Consider the following 24,637-nt stretch of genomic DNA (forward strand, 5'->3'; position numbering starts at 1 on the left):
ATTGAAGGTTCGCTTGCGGTTTGGGGGGCGGACCTGGTTGTTGGCTCGTTAAGAACAAAAGCCCGGCAAGGGTTCTGAGTGAGCAACTGAACACGCGATGGCCCGTTAGAAAGCCATCTGATTAGTTTTGCCCTAGGGCAGTTTCCATTAGCGATTTCGAGAGACGGATGAACATCACCACCTTTGCCAAACGCCTGTGCCTGTTAGTCCCGCTGTTCATCACGCCTGCCGCTTTTGCGGTAGAAATGATGCCGTCGCCACCACAACTGGCCGCCAAATCCTATGTGCTCATGGATGCCAGCAGCGGTAACGTGCTGGTCGAGAACAACGGTGACCAGCGTCTGCCGCCAGCCAGCCTGACCAAACTGATGACCGCGTACATTGCGACGCTGGAAATCCGTCGTGGCCAGATCGGCGAAAACGACCCGGTGACCGTCAGCGAAAACGCCTGGCGCACCGGCGGTTCGCGGATGTTCATCAAGGTCGGCTCGCAGGTAACCGTCAGCGACTTGCTGCACGGCATCATCATTCAGTCGGGTAACGACGCCAGTGTTGCGCTCTCCGAGCACATCGCCGGTAGCGAAGACGCGTTCGCCGACATGATGAACAAGACGGCCGGCGACCTGGGCATGACCAACAGCCACTTCATGAACCCGACCGGTCTGCCGAACCCTGAGCACTACTCGTCGGCTCACGACATGTCGCTGCTGGCTCGCGCGATCATCCACGAAGACCCGGCTCACTACGCGATCTACTCGCAGAAAGAGTTCTTCTGGAACGGCATCAAGCAGCCTAACCGCAACCTGCTGCTGTGGCGCGACAAGACCGTCGATGGCCTGAAAACCGGTCACACCGACGAAGCCGGCTATTGCATGGTGTCCTCGGCCGTCCGTGATGGCATGCGCCTGATCGCCGTGGTGTTCGGCACCAACAGCGAAGTGGCCCGTGCTTCCGAAACCCAGAAACTGCTGACCTATGGTTTCCGCTTCTTCGAAACCCAGACCTTCTATCAGAAAGGCGCCGAGCTGGCTCAGGCCCCTGTCTGGAAAGGCACCACCAATCAAGTCAAGGCCGGCCTGGCTGAAGACCTGACCATGACCCTGCCGAAGGGCCAGCTGAAAAAGCTCGCCGCCAGCATGACCATGAACCCGCAACTGGTTGCGCCAATCGCCAAGGGCGACGTGATCGGTAAAGTCGAAGTGAAGCTGGACGACAAGGTGGTGCACAGCGCTGACCTGATCGCCCTGGACGCCGTCGACGAGGGTGGTATCTTCCGCCGCATGTGGGATAGCATCCGTCTATTCTTCTACGGCTTGTTCAACTGAATTAGTGTGGACTTGCATGGCCCCGATCCAATCCGGAGCGAGGCCATGTCCGTTGCCACGGCTTACGAGGCCGTTACGCCATGACAGATACCGAAGTAAAGGCGCCAAAGATCGAATTCCCTGCCAATGATTATCCGATCAAGGTGATCGGTGACACCATTGTCGACATCAAGCAAAAGATCATCGATATCGTCAAGAAACACGCGACGATCAACGATGAGAAGGTGGACGAACGCCAGAGCAGCAACGGCAAGTACACCACCATCCAGCTGCACATCATCGCCACCGGTCAAGACCAGCTGTACGACATCAACAGCGAACTGCGGGCTACCGGTTTCGTGCACATGGTGCTGTGATGTCTGGCACGCTGGGCTTTCGCGAGCTCGGCCAGATGGCTTACGAGCCGGTCTGGCATGCCATGCAGCGCTTCACCAACGAACGCGGCACTGACGCCGCGGACGAGATCTGGCTGGTCGAACACCCGCCGGTGTTCACTCAGGGCCAGGCCGGCAAGGCCGAGCACCTGTTGCTGCCGGGAGATATCCCGGTGGTGCAGGTCGATCGCGGCGGGCAGGTGACTTACCACGGCCCCGGCCAGTTGGTGGCCTACCTGTTGCTGGATGTGCGCAAACTGGGTTTCGGCGTGCGTGACCTTGTCACCCGCATGGAACACTGCCTGATCGAGTTACTGGCCAGCTACGGCGTCACCGCCGCAGCCAAGCCGGACGCGCCGGGTGTCTACGTCGACGGGGCAAAAATTGCTTCGTTGGGTCTGCGGATCCGCCATGGTTGCTCCTTTCATGGCCTGGCCCTGAACGTGGACATGAACCTGGAACCGTTTCGACGGATTAATCCCTGCGGCTACGCCGGGCTGGCGATGACCCAGCTGAGCGATCACGCAGGATCGATTGAATTTGCCGAGGTAAGTGCCCGGCTGCGCGCGCAGCTCGTCAAACACCTCGACTATGCTGAGCAGACGACCCTAACGGGCGGAATCGACTGATATGACTACTGATGCAGTGCAAACCATGATCCCGACGCTGGATGTCACCGAGCGTCCGGCCCCGCGTGCCAAGGTAGAAGCCGGCGTCAAGCTGCGCGGCGCCGAGAAGGTTGCACGTATCCCGGTAAAGATCATTCCGACCACCGAACTGCCGAAGAAACCCGACTGGATCCGCGTGCGCATCCCGGTGTCCCCGGAAGTCGACCGCATCAAGGCCCTGCTGCGCAAACACAAGCTGCACAGCGTCTGCGAAGAAGCGTCCTGCCCGAACCTGGGTGAGTGCTTTTCCGGCGGCACCGCCACGTTCATGATCATGGGCGACATCTGCACCCGTCGCTGCCCGTTCTGCGACGTCGGCCACGGTCGTCCGAAGCCATTGGACACCAACGAGCCGGAAAGCCTGGCCATCGCCATCGCCGACCTGAAACTCAAGTACGTGGTGATCACTTCGGTGGATCGCGACGACCTGCGTGACGGCGGTGCCCAGCACTTTGCCGACTGCATCCGCGAGATCCGCAAGCTGTCGCCGAACGTGCAGCTCGAAACCCTGGTCCCGGACTACCGCGGCCGTATGGACGTGGCGCTGGAAATCACCGCCGCCGAGCCGCCGGATGTGTTCAACCACAACCTGGAAACCGTACCGCGCCTGTACAAGGCTGCGCGTCCGGGTTCGGATTACCAGTGGTCGCTGACCCTGCTGCAACGCTTCAAGCAGATGATGCCGCACATTCCAACCAAATCCGGCCTGATGCTGGGCCTGGGCGAAACCGACGAAGAAGTCATCGAAGTCATGAAGCGCATGCGCGAACACGACATCGACATGCTGACCCTCGGCCAGTACCTGCAACCGTCCCGCAGCCACCTGCCGGTGCAGCGTTTCGTGCACCCGGACGTGTTCGCCTGGTTCGCCGAGGAAGGCTACAAGATGGGCTTCAAGAACGTCGCTTCCGGCCCGTTGGTGCGTTCCTCGTACCACGCCGACGAGCAGGCGAAGCTGGTTAAAGCCGAGCTGATAGCGTCGTTGTGATTCGCGGCTGAACGACAAAAACGCCCGCACGGTTCCGGCCATGCGGGCGTTTTTTTGCCTTGCCTACGTCCACGGTGGTCTTTTCCCGCACTGCGTGGCGTGATCGACCCCCTTCTGTTTATGCCCGTTCCTGACTACTGTGTGCTGAAGATTTCATGCAGGGAGATTCATGGATGACCGTTCGACCGACCCACACCCTTTTTCCTCACGCCCCTGTGCCGGCCCTGCCGTCGGAAGGGCTGATCGGCGTGATTGCGCCCGCCGGTCCCGCCACCCTGGACACCGACAAAGCCGTGCAATGGATGCGTGCCCGGGGCTATGAGCTGCGGGTGTTTCCCGGCGTATACCAGCAAGAAGGCTACCTGGCCGGCAGTGACGAAGTGCGGCTCAATGACCTGCACGGGGCATTCGCCGACACCGAGGTCGACGCGATCATTTGCCTGCGCGGCGGTTACGGTACGCCGCGATTGCTGGATCGCCTCGATTTCGACTTGTTACGCGCCAATGCCAAGCCCTTTATCGGTTACAGCGACATCACCGCGTTGCATCTGGCTATCAGCCGTTACGCAGGCTTCGTGACCTTTCATGGGCCGTTGCTCAACGCAGATTTGTTGGGTGACAAGCAAAAGCCTACCGAGGCTTCGTTCTTCAACATGCTGCGCGGGCAGCTGAAGGCCGGCAGCGTGCTGACGCACCCGGTGGCCTACCCGTTAAGCACCGTCGAGCCTGGCATCGCTCACGGGCGCTTGCTGGGGGGGAACCTGTCGTTGATCGCCGCGACCATGGGCACGCCGTACGAAATCGATGCCGAGGGCGTCATCCTGTTCATCGAGGACATCAACGAGCCGCTGTATCGCATCGACCGGCTGCTGACCCATCTGCGCCTGGCCGGCACGTTGGGCAAACTGCGCGGGGTGCTGGTGGGGGATGTGGCGGGGGTGGATGGCGCTGCGTTGGCGCGGTTGCTCAAGCAGACTTTCGAACCGTTGCGGATTCCGGTGCTGGCCGGGTGGCGCAGCGGGCATTGTGATCCGAACCTGACGTTGCCCATGGGCGCGCTGGTCAAGCTGGATGCGGGGAACAAGGTGTTGGTGTTGGAGCAGGATGTGGTGGTCAAGCGTTAGAACGTCGTCGCCAGTTAGTCAGTCTTCGCGGGCAAGCCTCGCTCCTACAGGAATTACGCATAAACCTGTAGGAGCGAGGCTTGCCCGCGAAGCTTTTGCTTTTAGCGGCTACGCAAACCTTCCAGCAACTTGTGCGTCGGATACCCATCCGCCGGCCAGCCAAACGACTGCTGGGCGCTGCGGATTGCCTTGCGGGTATTGGCGCCGATAATGCCGTCGGCAGTGCCCGCCTCGTAGTTCTGCGCACTCAGCAGGTTTTGCAGCTCGATCCGCTCGCTACGGCTGAGCGGCAAATCATCTTTTGGCCAGGTGCCGTTGATCAGGCCGGCGCCGTTGAAGCGTTCGGACAGCAGGCTGACCGCCAAGGCATAAGACGACGAGTTGTTGTACTTGAGGATCGCGCGGAAGTTGTCGAGGACCAGGAACGCCGGGCCGCGATAACCGGCCGGGAGCAGCAGGGCGGCCGACAAGTGTTCGGAGCCCGCCGGGACTTGCGCGCCATTGGGCAGGGTTACGCCCAGTTGCAGCCATTCGGCAACGCTCTTGCGAATCGTGCCGTCGGCCAGGACGTAATTGAAGTTGCCCGGCAGCTGCGCCTCGAAGCCCCACGGCTGGCCTTTCTGCCAGCCGGAGTTTTGCAGGTAATGCGCAGTCGAGGCCAAGGCATCGGCGGGGCTGCCCCAAATGTCGCGGCGCCCGTCGCCATCGAAATCCACGGCGTGGGTGTTGTAGGTGGTCGGAATGAACTGGGTCTGGCCCATGGCGCCGGCCCAGGAACCGAGCATTTTCTCCGGGGTGATATCGCCCTGTTGCAGGATCTGCAGCGCGGCGATCAGTTGCGCATGGGCGAACCCAGGGCGGCGGCCTTCATAGGCCAGGGTCGCCAGGGAGTTGATCACCGACTTGCTGCCCTGGAACTGCCCGAAGTTACTTTCCATGCCCCACACCGCGACGAGTGCCTGACGGTCGACGCCATAGCGTTGCTCGATGCTTTGCAGGATGTCGGCGTACTGGCTGACCAGCGCCTGGCCTTTGCGCACGCGCAGCGGCGACAGCGCACCGTCGAGGTATTCCCACACCGGGCGGGAGAATTCCGGCTGGCTACGGTCGGCGCGGATCACGCTGTCGTCGAAGCTGACATTGGCGAAAGCGCGGTCGAACAGATCGGCGCGAATACCGGCGGCCAGGGCGTCCTTGCGGAAACCGGCCTGCCATTCAGCGAAGGTCTGGGTCGGCTGGATGTCGAGGTTGTCACCACTCGGTACCACAGGCGGAATCACCGCAGGAGCGGTCGAGACGGGGGCGGTCTGAAGCGGTTGGGCGTCGGCGGCGGTGGGTTTTTCCGCGCAGGCGACAAGCAAGATGAGGCTGGAGGCAGCAATCAATTGGCGTAGGTGCCAACGACGGGAAAGACAAAGGGGCATGCACAGGTCCAGGGAATACGAATCAGGTGCAGACCTTACCATGGAGAAGGGGGGCTGCGCTTCAAGCGGCCAGAAAGTAAGAAGCCTCCCAGCTATTAGACTGGAAGGCTTCGCGGCGGTAGCTGCCTTTGCCCTTGCCGGCTCGTTCCTGACGGCTGCGGAACAGTGGCTGGGCGATGATGGATTTGGCCTTGTTCGGGCCATTTTTAGATGGCTTTTTGCTCATGATCGGATCTCACAGATAGGTGGGTTTTGCGGGGGAAATAATCTGCCGAAGTTGGGGTTCTGTCTATAGGGCAAATGGATGTGAGTCGTGTAGGAAACCTCTGTAGCAGCTGGCGAAGCCTGCGTTCGGCTGCGCAGCAGTCGTAAACCCTGAGTTCCGGATCATCCTGACACACCGTGCTGTCTGATTTTACGACTGCTGCGCAGCCGAACGCAGGCTTCGCCAGCTGCTACAGGTTACTCGGCGGGCAAGTTCAGCCGTTGCCCAGCCATTAACAACGACAACCGACTCAAGCTCATCCACGGTGAACCCGCCGCCTGGCCCTTGATTTGCGCATCGATACGCTGCGCTTCCAGCAACAACTGCGCCCAGCGTTGCGCCGAGTAGCGTTGCAGGGCTTTGCTCATCAACGGTTTGCGTTTATCCCAGACTGGCGGTCGCGCCGAGCTGAAGGCTTTGTCCAGCGGTACACCCTGGCTGTATTGCAGCGACAGGTTGGCCAGAAGGCGCAACTCTCGGGCCAGGGCCCAGAGAATCACCGGCGGTTCTACGCCTTCACCCCGCAGCCCTTCGAGCATACGCAGGGCATGGGCAGCTTCGCCGTTGAGAATCGCATCGGTCAGGCCAAACACATCAAAGCGCGCACTGTCGGCTACGGCCGCCTGCACGGTTTCGACGGTGATCTGGCCACCCTCGGCCATCAGCTTGAGCTTTTCGATTTCCTGGGCGGCGGCCAACAGGTTGCCCTCGACCCGGGCAGCAATCAGTTCGACAGCGTCCTGGCTGGCAGACAGCCCAGCCTGGGACAAGCGCTGGCGAATCCAGCTCGGCAACTGGTTCGCGTCCACCGGCCAGATCTGCACGAACTGAGTCTGCGCACCTTCAACCAGCGCCTTACCCCACTTGGTCTTCTGCGCGGCACCATCGAGCTTGGGCAGGCTGATCAGCAAGATCGTGTCTTCGGCCGGGCGCGAGCAGTATTCGATGAACGCCGCGGCGCCTTTGTCGCCAGGCTTGCCGGAAGGCAAACGCAGCTCCAATAGACGCTTTTCGGCGAACAACGACATGCTGGCACCGGCCTGCAGCAGCGTTCCCCAGTCGAAACTGGTGTCGGCGGCGAAGACCTGGCGTTCATCGAAACCTTGCTGGCGAGCCGCAGCGCGAATGGCGTCGGCCGCTTCCTGGCATAGCAACGGGTCATCACCACTGATGATGTAGACCGGCGCAAGGGCACCTTGCAGGTGTTTGGCGAGTTGGGCGGGGGCGAGTTTCATAAGAGAGGGCGAACGGGGCGCCTGAGCGCCCCGTAAGTCTTATTGCTGCGGGATTTCGACGGGCGACTGGCGCGGAGTTTCCGCTTCAGCCTTCTGTGCTGCGTTCAGTGCATCGGCTTCAGCCTTGGCACGGTTGTTCGCAGTCTGTTGCAGCTTCTCCAGCTGAACCGGTGTGATCTGTTGCAAACGCAGCATCATGCGTTGGACCAGTTCGCGACGGGTTTCAGCGCGAGCGGTGGCGGCTTCCTGGTCGGAACCTACCAGGTTGTTGCCGTCGTGGATGAAGATTTTCTGCACTTCAAGCTTGTCGCTCATCAGGGCCAGGTTGTGTTCGCCACGGATGTCGTAGTTCAGCACGGTGGTCACCTGATACTCACCCGTACGGCCGGCACCGGCGTAGCTGAGGATGCGCTGGCTTTCCTGCTCATCGGTCAGAATCAGCTTGTACGGTGCACCGGTGTAGACCTTGACGCCGCTGCTTTGCAGTACCTGACGCAGTTGCGTCACGGTTTCGCCATAGGCATTGCGGGCGCTAAGGTCGAGTTCCTTGATCGCCAGTTCGGTGGTGCCCGTGCCGCGCAGCTGGAAACCGCAGGCGCTCAACAGGACTGCGAGGCCCATCACCAGCAGATTGCGTTTGATCATCTTGTTGCTCCCCTTGAAACCATGTGGGCCGACCGTGCGGCCCGAAAGGTTTAACTCGGCGCCAGGCTCACCTGGCGCCTGATCCAATTAGCTGGCGACGATATTGACCAGTTTCCCGGGCACTACGATCACTTTACGAATAGTCAGGCCATCGACGAAGCGCAGCACGTTCTCATTGGCCCTTGCGGCCGCTTCGACTTCTTCGCGAGTGGCGCTGGCCGGCATTTCAATGTGGCCGCGCAGCTTGCCGTTGACCTGAATCACCAGTTGCAGGCTGTCCTGTACCAACGCGCTCTCATCCAGCACTGGCCAGCTTGCGTCGATCACCGGGTCGGCGTGACCCAGTTGATTCCACAGCTCGTGGCTGATGTGCGGGGTGATCGGTGCCAGCAGCAGGACCACGGTTTCCAGGCCTTCGTGAATCAGCGCGCGATCCTGTGCGGTGCCTTGCGGGGCTTTTTCCAGCACGTTCATCAACGTCATCACCTGGGCGATGGCGGTGTTGAATTTGTGGTTCTGGCCGACGTCGTGGCTGGCCTGTTTAATGGCCTGGTGGATCGAACGGCGAATGGCTTTCTGCTCGTCGTTCAGGCTGGCGATGTCCAGTTTGCCCGGCAGGCCCTGTGTGACGTGGGCTTGGGCCAGGCGCCAGACGCGCTTGAGGAAGCGGTGCGAACCCTCGACACCGGAGTCGGACCATTCCGCGCTCATGTCGGGTGGCGAGGCGAACATCATGAACAGGCGGCAGGTGTCTGCGCCGAACTGGTCAATCATCGACTGTGGGTCGACGCCGTTGTTCTTGGACTTGGCCATCTTCTCGGTGCCGCCGATTTCCACCGGCAGACCGTCGGAGATCAGTTTGGCGCTAATGACCTTGGCCTTGCTGTCACGCTCAAGTTCTACGTCAGCCGGGTTGAACCAGGTGTAGGCACCATTGGCTTCGCGACGATAGTAAGTCTCGGCGATCACCATGCCTTGGGTCAGCAGGTTCTTGAACGGCTCGTTGGAGCTCACCAGGCCTTCGTCACGCATCAGCTTGTGGAAGAAGCGCGCGTACAGCAGGTGAAGAATTGCGTGTTCGATGCCGCCGATGTACTGGTCCACCGGCAACCAGTGATCGGCCGCCGATTTTTCTACCAGGCCGCCTTCATAGTGTGGCGAGGCGTAGCGGGCGTAGTACCACGAGGACTCGACGAAGGTGTCCATGGTGTCGGTTTCACGCTTGGCCGGTGCGCCGCATTTCGGGCAGCTGCACTCGTAGAACTCGGGCATGCGTGCCAGTGGCGAACCGGCGCCGTCCGGCACCACGTCTTCGGGCAGTACGACCGGCAGTTGATCTTCCGGGACCGGCACATCGCCGCAGGTTTCGCAGTGGATGATCGGGATCGGGCAGCCCCAGTAGCGCTGGCGGCTGATGCCCCAGTCGCGCAGGCGGAACTGGGTGCGCGAGGCGCCGAGTTCTTTCTTGATCAGCGCGACTTCCATGGCGTCGAAGGCGCCTTCGAAGTCGAGGCCGTCGAACTCGCCGGAATTGATCAGCGTGCCGTGCTCGCCGTAGGCGTCTTGCCATGGCGCCGGGTTGGTGTCGCCGGAGCTGGTGCGCACCACGGATTTGATCGGCAGGTTGTACTTGGTGGCGAACTCGAAATCGCGCTCATCGTGCGCCGGAACTGCCATCACAGCGCCGTCGCCGTAATGCATCAGCACATAGTTGGCGACCCACACCGGGAGTTTCTCACCGGTCAGCGGGTGCTCGACGAACAGCGAAGTCGGCAGGCCTTTTTTCTCTTGAGTGGCGACGTCGGCTTCAGCGACGCTGCCGCCCTTGCATTCAGCGATGAACGCTTGCAGCTCAGGACTGTTCTGCGCGGCCAGGGTTGCCAGCGGGTGTTCGGCGGCGACCGCTACGTAGGTCGCGCCCATCAGGGTGTCCGGGCGGGTGGTGAAGACTTTCAGTACGCCGCTTTCGCCGATCGAGTCGACGTTGTATGGGAACTGCACTTCCATGCCGCGGGACTTGCCGATCCAGTTGCGCTGCATGGTCTTGACCTGTTCAGGCCAGCCCGGCAGATCGTCGAGGCTCGACAGCAGTTCATCCGCGTAAGCGGTGATCTTGAAGTAGTACATCGGGATTTCGCGCTTTTCGATCAGCGCGCCGGAACGCCAGCCGCGGCCGTCGATCACTTGCTCGTTGGCCAGGACGGTCTGGTCGACCGGGTCCCAGTTCACGGTGCCGCTCTTTTTGTAGATCACGCCTTTTTCGAACAGGCGAGTGAACAGCCACTGTTCCCAGCGGTAGTAATCGGGCTTGCAGGTGGTCACTTCGCGAGACCAGTCCACTGCCAGGCCCAGGCTGCGCAGCTGGGTCTTCATGTAGGCGATGTTTTCGTAGGTCCACTTGGCGGGCGCTACGTTGTTCTTCATCGCGGCGTTTTCCGCCGGCATGCCGAAGGCGTCCCAACCCATGGGTTGCAGGACGTTCTTGCCTTGCATGCGCTGGTAGCGGGAGATCACGTCGCCGATGGTGTAGTTGCGCACGTGCCCCATGTGTAGCTTGCCGCTGGGGTAAGGGAACATCGACAGGCAGTAGAACGTCTCCTTGCCTGGCTGTTCACTGACTTCAAAGGACTTTTGCTCGTCCCAGAACGACTGGGCGGCGGCTTCGATTTCACGGGGCTGATATTGTTCGTGCATGGCTACTTTTGAACTGAATAGGGGTGGCCTAATCCTCTTCAATGCAACGTTGGACGGTGATCACGCCAAATCGGCGGTTCGGTGTCCAGACGAGCTGGAAGTGGAGTTACAGGAAGCGCCGTAGCATACATGACCGCACTCTATCGAGGGAAACCCTGATTACAGGCAAAAGGTGGCCCCAAACCTGCCGCGAGGGCCGTTGGTCGCAGGGTTCAGCCGGTTTGTTCATGGAAGCTAAGCTCCTAATTGGGGAGTGAGTCTTATCTTCAATGAGGTGAGGGATGGTTGAGTCACAACGTAAAGTTACAAAACCGGAGCTGTATGAGCGACTGATCGATCGTCTGGGGATGGCCCTCGACGCGGCAAAAACCGCCGGTCGGTTGCGTGATGAACGTCCCCTGGAGCTGGAGTTGCGTGGCCTGAGCCCCGCAGAGTTTGCATTGGTCAAGGCGTATCTGGATCGCAGCGAACGTGAAACACAGGGATGCTTGTCTGAAGCAGTGAAGCAACTCGACGCACCACGTTCGGCCAAGATCATCTGGCTCAAGGACAAAACACCCGGCAGGGACGCGGTAAAGGTCCGGTCCCTGCAATTCAAGTAAGGGCACTTGAAGCCATGACGCATGGTTTTTTCAGCATAGCCCTTCCGCATTAGTTGTCGCATCGCGTCAACCCACTTAGGCTTCGGGCATCTCTGGAGATGCTCGATGCCTTTTCGTTATTTCGTAAAACAACTTCTATTGCCTCCCGGCATTCTTTTGCTGCTGCTGGCGCTTGCCTGGTGGTTGCGCCGCTCACGGCCGCGATTGGCCGGGTTGTGCTTTGCTTTGGGTCTGGGCGGGTTCTGGCTGATGAGCCTGCCGGTGGTGGTGCAATGGAGCGCCAAGGCTCTGGAGCGGGAGCCGGCGCTGGCCCTGGATGGGTGGGCGACCCTGGGACAGCGTGCCGATGCGATCGTGGTGTTGGGTTCCGGGCGTGAGCGGGGCGACCTCGCCTGGGGCGCCGATCAGCCGACCGGCGTCGGCCTGGAGCGTCAGCGTTATGCCGCGCGACTGGCCAAGGCCTCGGGCCTGCCGATCCTCACCAGCGGCGGCTTGCATTACGGCACACCGCCCACCGAAGCCAAATTGATGGCGGATTCGCTGCTCGACGATTTCGGCGTGACCGTGCGTTGGCAGGAAGGACGTAGCCGCACGACCTGGGAAAATGCGCAGTTCAGTGCCGAGGTGTTGCTGCCGCAAGGGATCAAGCGCGTGGTGGTGGTGACTCAGGCCTGGCACATGCCGCGGGCGGTCTGGAGTTTCAAGCAGGCTGGATTTGAAGTGGTACCCGCGCCGGTGGGGTTCCTGGGCGTGGACAATGCCCGGCCGCTGGGCGGCTGGATGCCGGAATTCAAATCGATCTGGCAGAGCGGGCAGTTGTTGAATGAGGCGGTGGGGCAGGTCGGGTATTCAATGTTCTATCGCTGAAGATGATCGTTCCCACGCAGAGCGTGGGAACGATCATTCAGCGCCGCGATTAAACGGTCTTGGCCATACGGCTAGCCACCAGTGCCCAGCCAAACAACAACACACACAGAATAATCAACGGCCACGAACGCCATTCCAGGTACGGCGTCAGGTTGTGCATCGGCACCACCTCGCCATACAGAATCCCGCGTTCGAACTGCGGAAGCTGGGTCGTGATCTGCCCGAACGGGTTGATCAAACCGGTCACGCCATTGTTGGTGGCGCGGATCATCCAGCGGCCGGCCTCCAGCGCGCGCATCTGCGCCATCTGCAAATGTTGCAGCGGACCGATAGAGGTGCCGAACCAGGTGTCGTTACTAATCGTCAGCAACAGGTCGCTACGGGCGGCGAGGCCGGCGGCAAACTCCGGGTAGACCACTTCATAGCAAATGAACGGCGCGATCTGATAACCCTTGGCTTGCAGCATCGCCTGATCGGCGGGCCCGCGGGCAAAGTCCGACATCGGCAGGTCAAAGAACGCGATCATTCCACGCAATATGTCCTGCAATGGCACGTATTCACCGAACGGCACCAGTTTTTGCTTGAGGTACGTGCCGTCGCCTTCACCGACCACGGTGATGCCATTGAAGAAGCGTCGCTCGTGCCGGACTTCCTGGCGAATCGGTACGCCGGTAATCAGCGCAGTCTTACGCTCGGCGGCGAAGTTTCCCATCATGGTCAGGTAGCCCTCGGCGGACTCCTTTAGCACCGGGACAGCGGTTTCCGGCCAGATCAGCAGGTCGACGCGCTTGGAACTGAGGCTCATGTCGCGGTACAGCGCCAGTTGCGAGTTGAGCTGCGCCGGGTCCCATTTCATGCTTTGTTCGATGTTGCCTTGAATGGCGGCGACGCTCAGGGGCGGACCGGCCGGGGTGGTCCACGCGTGCTCCTTGAGCAACAGGCCCGCGACCCATGGCCCGGCCAGCAACACCACGCCCGCCGCAATGAAGCCTTTGCGCTTCGTGCGAACCAGACGTGGAGCGTTCCAGATCAGCGCTGCCGTCAGCGCCAGGGTAAAGGAAATCAGCCACATCCCACCGACCGGCGCGAGCCCGGCCAACGGGCCGTCGAGCTGGCTGTAACCGGAATAGAGCCACGGGAAACCGGTGAGGAACCAGCCACGAAACGCTTCCTGGCCGACCCACAACGCCGCAAACGCCAAGGCATCGGCCAGCGGTGCTTCGTTACGGCGCAACCAGCGCGCCCAGATCCAGGCCGGCAGGGCGAAGAACCAGGCAATCGCCGCGGTGAAAATCAGCATCAGGAAACCGGCCAGCAGCACTGAAGCGCCGCCGAAGTGGTGGATGCTGTAGTAGATCCAGCTGGTGCCAGCGCCAAACAGGCCGAAACCGAAACACCAGCCACGGCCCAGGGCCTGACGCGGGGTCAGTTCACGCAAGCCGGCATAGAAGAAACCGACCGCCAGCAATGCCAGCGGCCAGATATCGAACGGCGCCAACGCCAGGGTGGTGATTGCACCGGCCACCACGGCCAGCAGGTTACCGGGCCAGCCGGGGCGGGTCAGACGATGCATTTCAATCCTTAGAATTACCGGGCGATAGGTGTCAGGCGCAGCAGGTGAATCCGACGGCTGTCGGCGTTCAGGATGCGGAAGCGATAAGGGCCGATTTCAGTGATTTCGTTACGTTTTGGCAAGTGCCCGAACGCGCTCATCACCAGGCCACCCACCGTGTCGAACTCGTCGTCGGAGAATGTGCTGTCGAAGAACTCGTTGAAGTTCTCGATCGGCGTCAGCGCCTTGATCAGGAAGTCACCGCTGGGCAGTGGCTTGATGTAGCTGTCTTCTTCGACGTCATGCTCGTCTTCGATGTCGCCGACGATTTGTTCCAGCACGTCTTCGATGGTCACCAGGCCCGCCACACCGCCGTATTCGTCGATGACGATGGCCATGTGGTTATGGTTGGCGCGGAACTCACGCAGCAGCACATTCAGGCGCTTGGACTCCGGCACAAAAGTGGCCGGGCGCAGCAGGTCCTTGATGTTGAAGCTGTCGCCGTTCTCCTTGAGGATCAACGGCAGCAAGTCCTTGGCCAGCAACACGCCCATCACGTCATCGTGGCTTTCGCCGATCACCGGGTAGCGGGAGTGGGCCGAGTCGACCACGGCGGGCAGGAACTCGCGAGGTGTCTGGGTCGCCTTGATGCTGATCATCTGCGAGCGCGGGACCATGATGTCCCGTACTTGCAGGTCCGCAACCTGGATGGCGCCTTCGACGATGGCCAGCGCTTCGCTGTCCAGCAGTTTGTTTTGGTGTGCGTCGCGCAGCAGCTCCAGCAGCTCCTGGCGGTTCTTCGGCTCGTGGGCAAAAGCCTGGGTGAGCTTACCCAGCCATGACTTCTGCCCGTTGCTCGATCGATCTTCGCTCATAGCGATTACTCTGAATCCTTTGTTGTAACGATAGGGGATGTGTCTGTTTCGTCGTCCGCGTAAGGGTCGGGATAGCCCAACTCGGCAAGCAACGTTTGTTCCAGTGCTTCCATTTCCTCGGCTTCCTCGTCATCTATATGGTCGTAACCAAGCAGATGCAAGCAGCCGTGAATGACCAGATGCGCCCAATGGGCCTTTGGTTCCTTGCCTTGTTCCGCGGCTTCGCGCTCGACCACCGCCACGCAGATCACCAGATCGCCCAGCAGGGGAATGTCGAGAAACTCGTCGGGTACGTCGGCCGGGAACGACAAAACATTGGTGGCATAGTCTTTCTGCCGCCAGGTGAAGTTGAGTTCGCGGGCTTCTTCCTCATCGACCAGGCGGATGGTCATTTCGGAGTCGGCAGTGCGCTGGCGCAAGGCCAGCTCGCACCATTGGCGGAACTCGGCTTCGCTGGGAACAGGCGCTTCGGTGGCCAGTTGCAGATCAAGCTCAAGCATCGTGGCGTTTGTCCTTTGGCGCTTCTTCGGCGACGCGATTCTCGAAGCGCTCGTAGGCTTCGACAATGCGTTGCACCAATGGATGGCGCACGACGTCCTTGGGCATGAAATGAGTGAAGCTGATGCCCGGCACGTCTTTCAATACTTCGATCACATGGTGCAGCCCGGATTTGGTGCCTTTCGGCAGGTCGACCTGGGTGATGTCACCGGTAATGACCGCCGTGGAGCCGAAGCCGATGCGGGTCAGGAACATCTTCATCTGCTCGACGGTGGTGTTCTGGCTTTCGTCGAGGATGATGAAACTGTTGTTCAGCGTGCGACCGCGCATATAGGCCAGCGGTGCGACTTCGATGACCTGGCGCTCGATGAGCTTGGCCACGTATTCGAAGCCGAGCATCTCGTAGAGCGCGTCGTACAGCGGGCGCAGGTACGGGTCGATTTTCTGCGACAAGTCGCCGGGCAGGAAACCGAGCTTTTCACCGGCCTCGACCGCCGGGCGCACCAGCAGGATGCGGCGAATCTGCTCGCGTTCCAGCGCGTCTACCGCGCAGGCAACGGCCAGATAGGTCTTGCCGGTACCGGCCGGGCCGATGCCGAAATTGATGTCGTTACCGAGGATTTCCTTCACGTAGCGCAACTGATTCAAGCCGCGAGGGCGAATCATGCCTTTTTTGGTGCGCAGGGCGACGGAAGGTTCGGCGGGGGAGACGTTGTCCAATTCTTCGACAGCCGATTCCTGCAGGAACAGGTGAACCGTATCCGGCGACAGCTCCGTACCTTTGGTTTCCCGGTACAGGCGGCGGATCAGGTTTTCCGCGGAAGTGGTGTGCTTGGGTTCGCCGATCAGCTCGAACTGGTTTCCGCGATTGCGGATCTCGATGGTCAGGCGCTGTTCGATCAAGCGCAGATGCTCGTCGAATTGCCCGCACAGATTGGCGAAGCGGCGAGCCTCAAAGGGCTCGAGGATAAAACGATGTGGTTCGATGGGTGCGTTCAAGGTCGTATTTAGCCGCCCTGGGGCAATTAAGATGAAATCAAGGATAACGCCAGTGGGCTGGGTGCGAAAGCTCTTAAATAACCCAAGGCTGACACCCCCCTTGTAGGAGCGAGGCTTGCCCGCGAAGGCGGACTGACATTCAACCTATAAGTTGTCTGTGATGACGCCTTCGCGAGCAAGCTTTGCTCCTACAGTTTGTGCGGGGTTATTGGATCAGCGAGCCCCGCAGCGAGTGCGGCTGTGCGGCATCAATGTGCACGTCGGCGAACTGGCCAATCAGGGTTGGATTGTCGCAGCGGAAGTTGACGATCCGGTTATTCTCGGTCCGGCCTTGCAACTCGCCGGGGTCTTTTTTCGAATAATCGGTCACCAGGATCCGCTGGATCGAGCCGACCATTTGTCGGCTGATCTCGAAACCTTGCTGGTTCAGGCGATGTTGCAGGGCGTTCAGGCGTTCTTTTTTCAGCGCTTCCGGCGTCTCGTCCGCCAGGTCGGCAGCCGGAGTGCCCGGGCGCTGGCTATAAACGAACGAGTAGGAGAAGTCGAAACCGACATCTTCGATCAGCTTCATGGTCTGTTCGAAGTCTTTTTCGGTCTCGCCCGGGAAGCCGACGATAAAGTCGGAACTGATGCAGATCCCCGGCACGGCGGCCCGCAGCTTGCGCAGTTTGGATTTGTATTCCAGCGCGGTGTGGTTGCGCTTCATCGCTGACAGAATGCGGTCGGAGCCTGATTGCACCGGCAAATGCAGGTGTTTCACCAGTTCCGGCACATCGGCGTGCGCCTGGATCAGGCTGTCCGAGAACTCCAGCGGGTGCGACGTGGTGTAGCGAATCCGGTCGATGCCATCGACGGCGGCCACGACGCGGATCAGCTCAGCCAGATCTGCCAGGCGCCCATCGTGAGTAGTGCCGCGATAACCGTTGACGTTCTGCCCCAGTAAGGTCACTTCGCGCACGCCGTTTTCGGCCAGGTGAATGATCTCGGCAATCACGTCGTCGAACGGGCGGCTGACTTCTTCACCGCGGGTATAGGGCACCACGCAGAACGTGCAGTACTTGCTGCAGCCCTCCATCACCGACACATAGGCGCTCGGGCCATCGATGCGCGGCTCGGGCAAGTGGTCGAATTTTTCGATTTCCGGGAACGAGACGTCCACTTGCGGCAGCTTGGTGGCGCGGGCGGCGTCGATCATTTCCGGCAGGCGGTGCAGGGTCTGCGGGCCGAACACCACGTCCACGTACGGCGCGCGATCGCGGATGGCGGCGCCTTCCTGACTGGCCACGCAACCGCCGACGGCGATCACCATGTCCGGATTGGCGAGTTTCAGTTCACGCCAGCGACCGAGTTGGGAATACACCCGGTCCTGGGCGCGTTCGCGGATCGAGCAGGTGTTGAGCAGGATCACGTCGGCATCTTCAGCGCGAGCGGTGACTTCCAGGGCCTGGTGTTCACCCAGCAGATCGACCATGCGCGAGCTGTCGTACTCGTTCATCTGGCAACCGTGGGTTTCGATGTAAAGCTTCTTGGCCATGGACAGAGTCATCACGTGATTCAAAGAACCGCGCATTATAGGGAACATGTCCCAAGGTTCCTACCGTTGTGCGTCCAGTGGCTATGCTATAGTTCGCGCCCTCATTTTTATCCCCAATGTGTTGCCCGCCCACCATGACCAAACGTGAAGCCCCAATCTACAAGGTGATTTTCCTCAACCAGGGCCAGGTGTACGAAATGTATGCCAAGCAGATCTATCAAAGTGATCTGTGGGGCTTCCTGGAAGTGGAAGAGTTCGTCTTTGGCGAGCGCACGCAAGTGGTCGTCGATCCGAGCGAAGAGAAACTCAAGGCTCAGTTCGAGGGCGTGGTGCGCAGTTTTGTGCCGATGCATTCGATCGTGCGCATCGACGAAGTCGAACGCCTGGGTACGCCGAAAATCAGCGAAGCCCGTGGCGCGGTCGGCAATGTGATGCCGTTTCCGATGCCGATGCCTGAGAAGTAAGACCGCGTCGCTCCCTTCGCGGGCAAGCCTCGCTCCTACAGATACGCGTCGTTTTCACGGCGTACATCAAACCTGTAGGGGCGAGGCTTGCCCGCGAAAGCGTCAGAAGAGGCGAAGAAGATTTAAGGCAGTGGCGAGAAAGGCGTACGCCCATCCGCGCTTTGCAATTCCATCAAATATTTACGGAAGATTTGCCCCAGCACCTGGGTAGCGACTTCCAGATCTTCGCGGGGCATTTTCTCGGCGACTTCGTCGGCGGTGTCCAACGCATCTTCTGCGCCGTTGACCGCGGCCATTTTCAGCACGATATACGCCTGAACGTTATTGGCCGGCACGCCTTCGCCGTGGAAGAACATGGTGCCGAGTTTGAATTGCGCCTGGGCGTGGCCTTGCAGCGAGGCCTTTTCGAAGAATTTAAGCGCTTTATCGAGGTCGCGCGGCGTGTTTTTGCCGTCGTAGTAGAACTCACCCAACTCGTATTGTGCTTGCGCATCCCCTTCATCCGACGCTTTCTGGCAGGCGGCCAGCGCTTGCGTCAGGTCTTGCGGCTGAGTATTGAGGGTGCAGCGACCCATCGCTGGGATCAACAACGAGTTGCCGCCTGCTTGTGCGTGCGCGAGCAGGGGCTGAAGGAGCAACAGGCAGCCCAATGCAAGGGTGCGGCCGGTGCGGTTCATGGGAATCGACTTACCTCTGAAGGGCGCGCGGACCCATCGAGGGATCCAATAAGCGCGCATTATGAAATAAGCAGGGCCAACCTTACAAAGTCTTTACTCGTTTTTCTGCTGCGCGGGGAATATATCGCCCACTTTGCAGGAGATTATTGGCACAAGGGTAGGAAAAGACGCAGGAATGTAGGTAAAAGCTGACGCTGGCAATCGCCAACGTCAGCGGCACAGCGTTATTTCAGTGCGGCGAATGCGCGTTCGGCAGCATCCAGCGTCAGTTTCAACTCGGTTTCGCCGTGGGCGATCGAGGTGAAACCGGCTTCGAAGGCACTCGGCGCCAGGTACACGCCGCCTTCCAGCATCAAGTGGAAGAAGCGCTTGAACAGGTTGGCGTCGCTCGACATCACGTCATCAAAGGTCACGATGTCGTCGGCGCCACTGAAGTACAGACCAAACATGCCGCCCGCCTGGGTGGTCACGAAAGGAATGCCCGCGGCATCGGCGCGTTGTTGCAGGCCATCGAGCAGGCGGCTGGTGTAGTCGCTCAGTTCGGCGTGGAAGCCCGGACGGCTGATCAGGCGCAGGGTGGTCAGGCCAGCGGCCATGGCCAGCGGGTTACCCGACAAGGTGCCCGCCTGATACACCGGACCCAGCGGCGCGATGTGCGACATGATTTCCCGCTTGCCGCCGAAGCAGCCGACCGGCATGCCGCCACCAATGATTTTGCCGAAAGTGCTCAAATCCGGGGTTACGCCGAAGTGCGCCTGGGCACCGCCAAGTGCCACACGGAAACCGGTCATCACTTCGTCGAAGATCAGCACCACGCCGTGCTTGTCGCACAGGGTCCGCAGGCCTTCGAGGAAACCCGGTGCCGGTGGTACGCAGTTCATGTTGCCGGCCACCGGCTCGACGATGATGCACGCCACGGTCTGGCCAACTTCGGCGAGCATGACTTCCACGGCGTCGATGTCGTTGAACGGCAGGGTCAGGGTGTGTTTGGCGAAGTCGGCAGGGACACCCGCCGAACTCGGTACGCCCTGAGTCAGCAAACCGGAGCCGGCCTTGACCAGCAGGCTGTCGGAGTGACCGTGGTAGCAGCCTTCGAACTTGATGATCGCGTCGCGGCCGGTGAAGCCACGGGCCAGGCGAATCGCGCTCATGGTCGCTTCGGTGCCGGAACTGACCATGCGCACCATTTCCATCGACGGCACGATCGAGCAGACCAGATCGGCCATCTCGGTTTCCATCGCGGTCGGGGCGCCGTAGGACAGGCCGTGTTCCAACTGTTTACGCACCGCGTCGAGCACGTCCGGGTGGCTGTGGCCGAGGATCATCGGGCCCCAGGAACCGACGTAATCCACATAACGCTTGTCGTCTTCGTCGGTGACGTAGGCGCCTTCAGCGTGTTTGAAGAACAGCGGTGTGCCGCCAACGCTCTTGAACGCGCGGACCGGCGAGTTCACGCCTCCGGGAATGTGTTTCTGGGCATCGGCAAACAGGGTTTCGGAACGAGACATGATCGGGCTCTCTAATCAGACTTTTAATAATTCATTGAAGGCGCGGGCGCGGCGGGTCACTTCAGCCGTGCTCTCGGCGCCAAACAGGCCATGCACAACGGCCAGCAGATCGACCCCGTGGGCTACCAGCGGCGCAGCGTTGTCCAGGGTGATGCCACCAATCGCGCAGATCGGCAGGTGCAGTTTGCTGCGGGCCTGGTCGAGCAAGTCGAGGCTGCAGGTGGGGGCCCCGGGTTTGGTGTTGGAGTTGAAGAATCGCCCGAACGCGACATAGCTGGCGCCTTCCTTGGCCGCTTGCTCGGCGAGTTCGAGTTGCGCATGGCAAGTCGAGCCGATGATGGCCTGGCGACCGAGCAAGGCGCGGGCCGGGGTCAGCGGGCCGTCGGTCTGGCCCAGGTGCACGCCGACGTTCAGGCGCGCGGCCAGTTCGGCGTCGTCATTGATGATCAGTTGAGTCTTGTAGCGATCACACAAATCCCGCAGGGCTTCGGCCTCGCGCAAGCGCCGGGCCTCGTCGCTGCTCTTGTCGCGGTATTGCAGCAGGACGACGCCGCCTTCGAGCGCCGCCTCCACGTACGAAAGAAATTTACCGGCCAGCAACTGGCTATCGGTAATGGCGTACAGGCCACGTAGTTTCATCGGACAAGCCTCGGCGCTTTACGCATCAAAAGTCAGGAACAGAAATCCAGCGGCAGGCGGCGCGGCACGAACTGGCCTTTGCCCAGTTGCTCGGCATCACGCAGGGTGCGCCACGTGTAGTTAAGCGCGGTCTGCACGGCACTGGCGAGGTTTTCACCCTGGGCCAGACGACCGGCCAAGGCGCTGGCCAGGGTGCAGCCGGAACCGTGATAGCTGCCGGGCAAACGCTGGCAGGTGAAGGTTTCGCGGCGACCGTCGCGGCTGTACAGGCGATTGTGGATTTCGTGTTCATCGCCATGGCCGCCGGTGATCAGCAGGTGTTTGACGAACGGCAGGAGTTTTTCCGCGCACTCGTCTGCGGTGCCGTCGGGCAGTTCGGCGAGGATGCGCGCTTCGGGAAGGTTGGGGGTGGCAATGATGGACAGCGGCAGCAGGCGTTCGCGCATGGCGTAGCCGACTTCATCCTTGCCCAGGCGTCCGCCGCCACCGGCGCGCAGCACCGGGTCGCAGACTACCGGCAAATGCGGGTGCGCCGAGAGCAGTTCGACCACGGTGTCGACCATCTCCAGGGAACCGAGCATGCCCAGTTTCACCGCCGCAACTTCGGAGTCGTTGAGCACGGCGTTGGCCTGGGCCAACACCCACTCACGGTCGAGGACGCGGAAGTCAGTGACGTTGACCGTGTCTTGCACGGTCAGCGCAGTGACGGCCGGGGCCGCATGACAGCCCTGGGCGAGCAGGGCTTCGATATCTGCCTGCAGGCCGGCGCCACCACTTGGGTCGTGGCCGGAGAGACAGAGGACAACGGGGCGAGAGCTGTAGATATTCATGGTGCGCGAGCTTACCACCAGTCGACCAGCGAGTCATGACGCCCCCTGTCGCAAACGCCGAAGCCCGAGTTCGGCTCATGTAGCAGCTGCCGAGGCACGAGGCTGCGTTCGGCTGCGAAGCAGTCCTCAAGCCTGAGCACGCGGTCTTCCTGATACACCGCATCGCCTGATTTCACGACTGCTTCGCAGCCGAACGCAGCCTCGTACCTCGGCAGCTGCTACGGGCCAACAGCTCTATCTCAATACGCTGCGCTGGAACGCCCGTTCTAGAGCCCTTGTAGGAAAAATTTCAATGGTGCTCAATGGCCATCAACGGCTATGCTAGAGTGGATCCAAACCAATAACAGGTAATACCGGTTTTACGTCTACTCAAAAGGAATGGGGGGCTTCCTGACAGGACCGGACAGGCCACGCTGGGGCTTAAATGCGCTATTTGCTGATGTTGCTGTTGTGCTTGCCCCTCCTGGCGAGCGCCGTTGAATTTGACGAATTCACCCAGAGCCTTCCCCTGGGTCGAACCATGCAGGTGTACGAGGACGCGGGCGGTCAGGCGACCATCGCCGATGTCCGTGCGCAAGCCGCCGCCGGCAACTTCAATACCCACGATAAAGCCACACTCAACGCCGGTTATTCGCGTTCGGTGTTTTGGCTGAAAATCGACCTGCAGTACCGTCCGAGCAACCCGGACGCGCAACGGACCTGGTTGCTGGAACTGGCCTATCCGCCCCTTGATCACCTTGATCTGTACCTGCCCGATGCTAGTGGCGACTACCAGTTGACGCGCCGCACCGGTGACGCCCTGCCGTTCGCCAGCCGCGAGATCCGCCAGAACAACTACCTATTCAACCTGGATTTCAAACCTGAACAGGCGCAAACCGTATTCCTGCGCCTGCAAAGCGAAGGCTCGATCCAGGCGCCCGTCACGTTGTGGTCGAGCACCGCGTACCTCGAAGAACAACCGGTGCGCCTGTATGTGTTGGGCCTGATCTACGGCGTGTTGCTGGGGATGGTGGTCTACAACCTGTTCATTTTCCTCAGCGTGCGCGACACCAGTTACCTCTATTACATCTTCTATATCGCCTCGTTCGGCTTGTATCAGCTGTCGGTGAATGGCGCGGCGGTGGAGTATTTCTGGCCGGACAACCCTTGGTGGGCCAACGCCGCGACGCCGTTCTTCATCGGGTGCGCCGGGCTGTTCGGCAGCCAGTTCGCCCGCAGCTTCCTGCAAACCGCGCAACACAGTCGCTGGCTCGATCGCGTGCTGTTGGCGCTGATTGCGTTTGGCGCGGTGGTGGTCGGCTTGTCGCTGATGACCAGTTACGCCCTGGCCCTGCGCCTGGCAACGACGTTGGCGCTGCTCTTTACCGTGGTGATTTTCGCCGCCGGGATCTTCGCCTGGGCCCGCGGTCTGCGGGTGGCGCGTTATTTCATCATCGCCTGGTCGGCGTTTTTGCTCGGCGGCGTCGTCAATACCCTGATGGTGCTGGGCTATCTGCCGAACGTGTTCCTGACCATGTACGCCAGCCAGATCGGTTCGGCCATCGAAGTGGCGCTGCTGTCCCTGGCCCTGGCCGATCGCATCAATGCCATGCGTGAGCAGCAAGCACAAACCCTGTTCGATGCCGGGCAGAAGCTGGAAGTGCTCAACCAGCAACTCGCCCGCAGTAACAAGCTCAAGGACGAATTCCTCGCGACCCTGACCCACGAATTGCGCACGCCGATGAACGGGGTGATCGGTTCGCTGGAATTGATGCAGACCGTCGAGATGGACCCGGAGCTGGAGCAATACCAGCAAACCGCCGCCGGTTCGGCGCGGGACATGATGCGCATGGTCAACGGCATCCTTACTCTCACCGAGTTGCAGGCCGGCAAGCTCAAGGCCTACCCGGAAGCCTTCAGCTTGCGTGGCGTGGTCGAGGCCTTGCGCACGCAGTTCGAAGGCAATGCGTCGGGCAAGGCGCTGGACCTCAAGGTCGAGGTCACGCCGGGGCTGCCCGATCGCCTGCTTGGCGACCGCAACAAACTGCTGCAATGCCTGGAATGCCTGCTGGATAACGCGATCAAGTTCACTCGCGTCGGCGGTGTTGCGTTGCGAGTGACCGGCCAGACGCTGGAAGAGGGGCGGTTGGCGCTGTCCTTTGCGGTGATCGACACCGGCATTGGTTTCACCGATTTGGGGGAGGCGACGATGTATCAGCGTTTCTTCCAGCTCGACGGCTCGATGACCCGAGAATACGGTGGCCTGGGAGTTGGCCTGGCCATCTGTCGGCAACTGGTCGAATTGCTCGGCGGACGCCTGACCCATCGCTCCGAACCGGGACGTGGCAGTCGCTTCCAGCTCGATATCGAGGTCGAATTGCCGGTGGTCGAGCGTGCGCCAGCGCCCTTGATGACCCGTGAGACCCCGCGTCTGCGGCTGCCGCAGGACTGCACGGTGCTGTTGGTGGATGACAACAGCATCAATCAACTAGTGATGCGCGGGATGTTGCTCAAACTCGGGTTCCGGGTGCGATCCGCCGACAGCGGCGCGGCCGCGCTCGATCATTTGCAGCGCGAAACCTTCGATGCGGTGGTGCTCGATTGTCAGTTGCCGGCTCAGGACGGCGCGTCCCTCTGCTGCCAGATCCGTGGCTTGCCCGGGTGTGCGCAAATGCCGGTGTTCATGGTGGCCCTGAGCGTTGATCGGGAAGGCTGCCCGACCGGCGCGCTGATTGATTACCTGAGCAAACCGGTGAAATTCGAGGATCTGCAGGCAGCGCTCTATCGTCGGGTACTTTGTCCGAAACAAGGTGAAAGCGCCGATATTTAGGCGGGTATGACACTTTGTTCAGCCATAGGGCGGTGCTTAAC

23 protein-coding genes are annotated in these 24,637 nt (G+C 60.8%); 9 read left to right on the forward strand and 14 right to left on the reverse strand.

Features of this window, described 5'->3' with window-relative positions; all coding sequences use genetic code 11:
- The first annotated feature begins 167 nt into the window (after positions 1-167).
- The 5 genes from HKK52_RS24595 (at position 168) to HKK52_RS24615 (ending at position 4,479) form a co-directional block, all read left to right on the forward strand.
- Positions 168-1,325, forward strand: coding sequence for a D-alanyl-D-alanine carboxypeptidase family protein (locus tag HKK52_RS24595; protein ID WP_149660886.1), 1,158 nt, complete (start codon positions 168-170; stop codon positions 1,323-1,325).
- Between the two features lie 80 nt (positions 1,326-1,405).
- Positions 1,406-1,681: a DUF493 domain-containing protein gene (locus HKK52_RS24600; RefSeq protein WP_054052426.1), complete on the forward strand. Its 276-nt coding sequence runs from the start codon at positions 1,406-1,408 to the stop codon at positions 1,679-1,681.
- A complete protein-coding gene (gene lipB, locus HKK52_RS24605) occupies positions 1,681-2,328 on the forward strand; it encodes a lipoyl(octanoyl) transferase LipB (RefSeq protein ID WP_169372926.1) in 648 nt (215 codons plus the stop codon). Before HKK52_RS24600 ends, lipB begins: the two co-directional genes overlap by 1 nt.
- 1 nt (position 2,329) lies before the next feature.
- Positions 2,330-3,355 carry a lipoyl synthase gene (gene lipA / locus HKK52_RS24610; protein ID WP_123509883.1) on the forward strand — a complete coding sequence of 342 codons (1,026 nt, stop codon included), beginning with the start codon at positions 2,330-2,332 and terminating at the stop codon, positions 3,353-3,355.
- A gap of 173 nt (positions 3,356-3,528) precedes the next feature.
- Positions 3,529-4,479, forward strand: a complete 951-nt coding sequence (locus HKK52_RS24615) for a S66 peptidase family protein (protein WP_169372927.1) — start codon at positions 3,529-3,531, stop codon at positions 4,477-4,479.
- A 101-nt stretch (positions 4,480-4,580) separates the two neighbouring features.
- On the opposite strand, the gene HKK52_RS24620 is transcribed toward HKK52_RS24615, so the two are convergent.
- The 5 genes from HKK52_RS24620 to leuS all read right to left on the reverse strand — a co-directional run bounded on the left by HKK52_RS24620 (position 4,581) and on the right by leuS (position 10,742).
- A complete protein-coding gene (locus HKK52_RS24620; protein ID WP_169372928.1) occupies positions 4,581-5,903 on the reverse strand; it encodes a lytic murein transglycosylase in 1,323 nt (440 codons plus the stop codon).
- A gap of 61 nt (positions 5,904-5,964) precedes the next feature.
- Positions 5,965-6,129 carry an alternative ribosome rescue factor ArfA gene (arfA, locus tag HKK52_RS24625; protein WP_094470475.1) on the reverse strand — a complete coding sequence of 55 codons (165 nt, stop codon included), beginning with the start codon at positions 6,127-6,129 and terminating at the stop codon, positions 5,965-5,967.
- 236 nt (positions 6,130-6,365) lie between these two features.
- The gene (gene holA, locus HKK52_RS24630; RefSeq protein WP_169372929.1) at positions 6,366-7,403 is read right to left on the reverse strand and encodes a DNA polymerase III subunit delta; all 1,038 of its coding nucleotides are present in this window, start codon (positions 7,401-7,403) and stop codon (positions 6,366-6,368) included.
- Between the two features lie 39 nt (positions 7,404-7,442).
- Entirely contained in the window at positions 7,443-8,048 is a 606-nt protein-coding gene (locus HKK52_RS24635; RefSeq protein WP_169372930.1) for an LPS-assembly lipoprotein LptE, read from the reverse strand.
- Positions 8,049-8,135: 87 nt separating this feature from the next.
- A complete protein-coding gene (gene leuS, locus HKK52_RS24640) occupies positions 8,136-10,742 on the reverse strand; it encodes a leucine--tRNA ligase (RefSeq protein WP_169372931.1) in 2,607 nt (868 codons plus the stop codon).
- Positions 10,743-11,023: 281 nt separating this feature from the next.
- Between leuS and HKK52_RS24645 the strand changes: the two genes are divergently transcribed.
- Both HKK52_RS24645 and HKK52_RS24650 read left to right on the forward strand, forming a co-directional pair.
- Positions 11,024-11,344 (forward strand): hypothetical protein, encoded by a 321-nt coding sequence (locus HKK52_RS24645; protein ID WP_133837591.1) that lies wholly within the window; start codon positions 11,024-11,026, stop codon positions 11,342-11,344.
- Positions 11,345-11,449: 105 nt separating this feature from the next.
- Positions 11,450-12,211 (forward strand): YdcF family protein, encoded by a 762-nt coding sequence (locus tag HKK52_RS24650; RefSeq protein WP_169372932.1) that lies wholly within the window; start codon positions 11,450-11,452, stop codon positions 12,209-12,211.
- Between the two features lie 49 nt (positions 12,212-12,260).
- Here the strand turns inward: HKK52_RS24650 and lnt are convergent, their stop codons facing one another.
- The 5 genes from lnt to miaB all read right to left on the reverse strand — a co-directional run bounded on the left by lnt (position 12,261) and on the right by miaB (position 17,669).
- Positions 12,261-13,784: an apolipoprotein N-acyltransferase gene (gene lnt / locus HKK52_RS24655; protein ID WP_169372933.1), complete on the reverse strand. Its 1,524-nt coding sequence runs from the start codon at positions 13,782-13,784 to the stop codon at positions 12,261-12,263.
- Between the two features lie 14 nt (positions 13,785-13,798).
- Positions 13,799-14,638, reverse strand: coding sequence for an HlyC/CorC family transporter (locus HKK52_RS24660; RefSeq protein WP_169372934.1), 840 nt, complete (start codon positions 14,636-14,638; stop codon positions 13,799-13,801).
- 5 nt (positions 14,639-14,643) lie between these two features.
- Complete coding sequence (gene ybeY, locus HKK52_RS24665) at positions 14,644-15,138, reverse strand: rRNA maturation RNase YbeY (RefSeq protein WP_169372935.1); 495 nt, start codon at positions 15,136-15,138, stop codon at positions 14,644-14,646.
- Positions 15,131-16,135, reverse strand: coding sequence for a PhoH family protein (locus HKK52_RS24670; protein WP_169372936.1), 1,005 nt, complete (start codon positions 16,133-16,135; stop codon positions 15,131-15,133). The genes ybeY and HKK52_RS24670 overlap by 8 nt, the downstream gene beginning before the upstream one ends.
- Before the next feature lie 205 nt (positions 16,136-16,340).
- A complete protein-coding gene (gene miaB, locus HKK52_RS24675; protein ID WP_169372937.1) occupies positions 16,341-17,669 on the reverse strand; it encodes a tRNA (N6-isopentenyl adenosine(37)-C2)-methylthiotransferase MiaB in 1,329 nt (442 codons plus the stop codon).
- Positions 17,670-17,803: 134 nt separating this feature from the next.
- Between miaB and HKK52_RS24680 the strand changes: the two genes are divergently transcribed.
- On the forward strand, positions 17,804-18,133 hold the full coding sequence (locus HKK52_RS24680; RefSeq protein WP_007894425.1) for a DUF1820 family protein: 330 nt from the start codon (positions 17,804-17,806) through the stop codon (positions 18,131-18,133).
- Between the two features lie 122 nt (positions 18,134-18,255).
- On the opposite strand, the gene HKK52_RS24685 is transcribed toward HKK52_RS24680, so the two are convergent.
- From HKK52_RS24685 to HKK52_RS24700, 4 genes are all read right to left on the reverse strand, one after another.
- Positions 18,256-18,810, reverse strand: coding sequence for a tetratricopeptide repeat protein (locus HKK52_RS24685; protein WP_123596755.1), 555 nt, complete (start codon positions 18,808-18,810; stop codon positions 18,256-18,258).
- 224 nt (positions 18,811-19,034) lie between these two features.
- Positions 19,035-20,318, reverse strand: coding sequence for a glutamate-1-semialdehyde 2,1-aminomutase (hemL, locus tag HKK52_RS24690; protein WP_149660871.1), 1,284 nt, complete (start codon positions 20,316-20,318; stop codon positions 19,035-19,037).
- 15 nt (positions 20,319-20,333) lie between these two features.
- Entirely contained in the window at positions 20,334-20,957 is a 624-nt protein-coding gene (gene thiE / locus HKK52_RS24695; protein ID WP_169372938.1) for a thiamine phosphate synthase, read from the reverse strand.
- Positions 20,958-20,989: 32 nt separating this feature from the next.
- On the reverse strand, positions 20,990-21,787 hold the full coding sequence (locus tag HKK52_RS24700; RefSeq protein ID WP_054052463.1) for a hydroxymethylpyrimidine/phosphomethylpyrimidine kinase: 798 nt from the start codon (positions 21,785-21,787) through the stop codon (positions 20,990-20,992).
- A 424-nt stretch (positions 21,788-22,211) separates the two neighbouring features.
- On the opposite strand from HKK52_RS24700, the gene HKK52_RS24705 reads away from it, so the two are divergent.
- Positions 22,212-24,596 (forward strand): hybrid sensor histidine kinase/response regulator, encoded by a 2,385-nt coding sequence (locus HKK52_RS24705; protein WP_169372939.1) that lies wholly within the window; start codon positions 22,212-22,214, stop codon positions 24,594-24,596.
- Positions 24,597-24,637 lie beyond the last annotated feature (41 nt).

It is taken from the genome of Pseudomonas sp. ADAK2 (assembly GCF_012935755.1).
Taxonomy (GTDB): domain Bacteria; phylum Pseudomonadota; class Gammaproteobacteria; order Pseudomonadales; family Pseudomonadaceae; genus Aquipseudomonas.

Bases quoted from the DNA above. Each gene is read 5' to 3' on its own strand.
- HKK52_RS24595 (WP_149660886.1), top strand. From the start codon at position 168: ATGAACATCACCACCTTTGCCAAACGCCTGTGCCTGTTAGTCCCGCTG.
- HKK52_RS24600 (WP_054052426.1), top strand. From the start codon at position 1,406: ATGACAGATACCGAAGTAAAGGCGCCAAAGATCGAATTCCCTGCCAAT.
- lipB (WP_169372926.1), top strand. From the start codon at position 1,681: ATGTCTGGCACGCTGGGCTTTCGCGAGCTCGGCCAGATGGCTTACGAG.
- lipA (WP_123509883.1), top strand. From the start codon at position 2,330: ATGACTACTGATGCAGTGCAAACCATGATCCCGACGCTGGATGTCACC.
- HKK52_RS24615 (WP_169372927.1), top strand. From the start codon at position 3,529: ATGACCGTTCGACCGACCCACACCCTTTTTCCTCACGCCCCTGTGCCG.
- HKK52_RS24620 (WP_169372928.1), bottom strand. From the start codon at position 5,903: ATGCCCCTTTGTCTTTCCCGTCGTTGGCACCTACGCCAATTGATTGCT.
- arfA (WP_094470475.1), bottom strand. From the start codon at position 6,129: ATGAGCAAAAAGCCATCTAAAAATGGCCCGAACAAGGCCAAATCCATC.
- holA (WP_169372929.1), bottom strand. From the start codon at position 7,403: ATGAAACTCGCCCCCGCCCAACTCGCCAAACACCTGCAAGGTGCCCTT.
- HKK52_RS24635 (WP_169372930.1), bottom strand. From the start codon at position 8,048: ATGATCAAACGCAATCTGCTGGTGATGGGCCTCGCAGTCCTGTTGAGC.
- leuS (WP_169372931.1), bottom strand. From the start codon at position 10,742: ATGCACGAACAATATCAGCCCCGTGAAATCGAAGCCGCCGCCCAGTCG.
- HKK52_RS24645 (WP_133837591.1), top strand. From the start codon at position 11,024: ATGGTTGAGTCACAACGTAAAGTTACAAAACCGGAGCTGTATGAGCGA.
- HKK52_RS24650 (WP_169372932.1), top strand. From the start codon at position 11,450: ATGCCTTTTCGTTATTTCGTAAAACAACTTCTATTGCCTCCCGGCATT.
- lnt (WP_169372933.1), bottom strand. From the start codon at position 13,784: ATGCATCGTCTGACCCGCCCCGGCTGGCCCGGTAACCTGCTGGCCGTG.
- HKK52_RS24660 (WP_169372934.1), bottom strand. From the start codon at position 14,638: ATGAGCGAAGATCGATCGAGCAACGGGCAGAAGTCATGGCTGGGTAAG.
- ybeY (WP_169372935.1), bottom strand. From the start codon at position 15,138: ATGCTTGAGCTTGATCTGCAACTGGCCACCGAAGCGCCTGTTCCCAGC.
- miaB (WP_169372937.1), bottom strand. From the start codon at position 17,669: ATGGCCAAGAAGCTTTACATCGAAACCCACGGTTGCCAGATGAACGAG.
- HKK52_RS24680 (WP_007894425.1), top strand. From the start codon at position 17,804: ATGACCAAACGTGAAGCCCCAATCTACAAGGTGATTTTCCTCAACCAG.
- HKK52_RS24685 (WP_123596755.1), bottom strand. From the start codon at position 18,810: ATGAACCGCACCGGCCGCACCCTTGCATTGGGCTGCCTGTTGCTCCTT.
- hemL (WP_149660871.1), bottom strand. From the start codon at position 20,318: ATGTCTCGTTCCGAAACCCTGTTTGCCGATGCCCAGAAACACATTCCC.
- thiE (WP_169372938.1), bottom strand. From the start codon at position 20,957: ATGAAACTACGTGGCCTGTACGCCATTACCGATAGCCAGTTGCTGGCC.
- HKK52_RS24700 (WP_054052463.1), bottom strand. From the start codon at position 21,787: ATGAATATCTACAGCTCTCGCCCCGTTGTCCTCTGTCTCTCCGGCCAC.
- HKK52_RS24705 (WP_169372939.1), top strand. From the start codon at position 22,212: ATGCGCTATTTGCTGATGTTGCTGTTGTGCTTGCCCCTCCTGGCGAGC.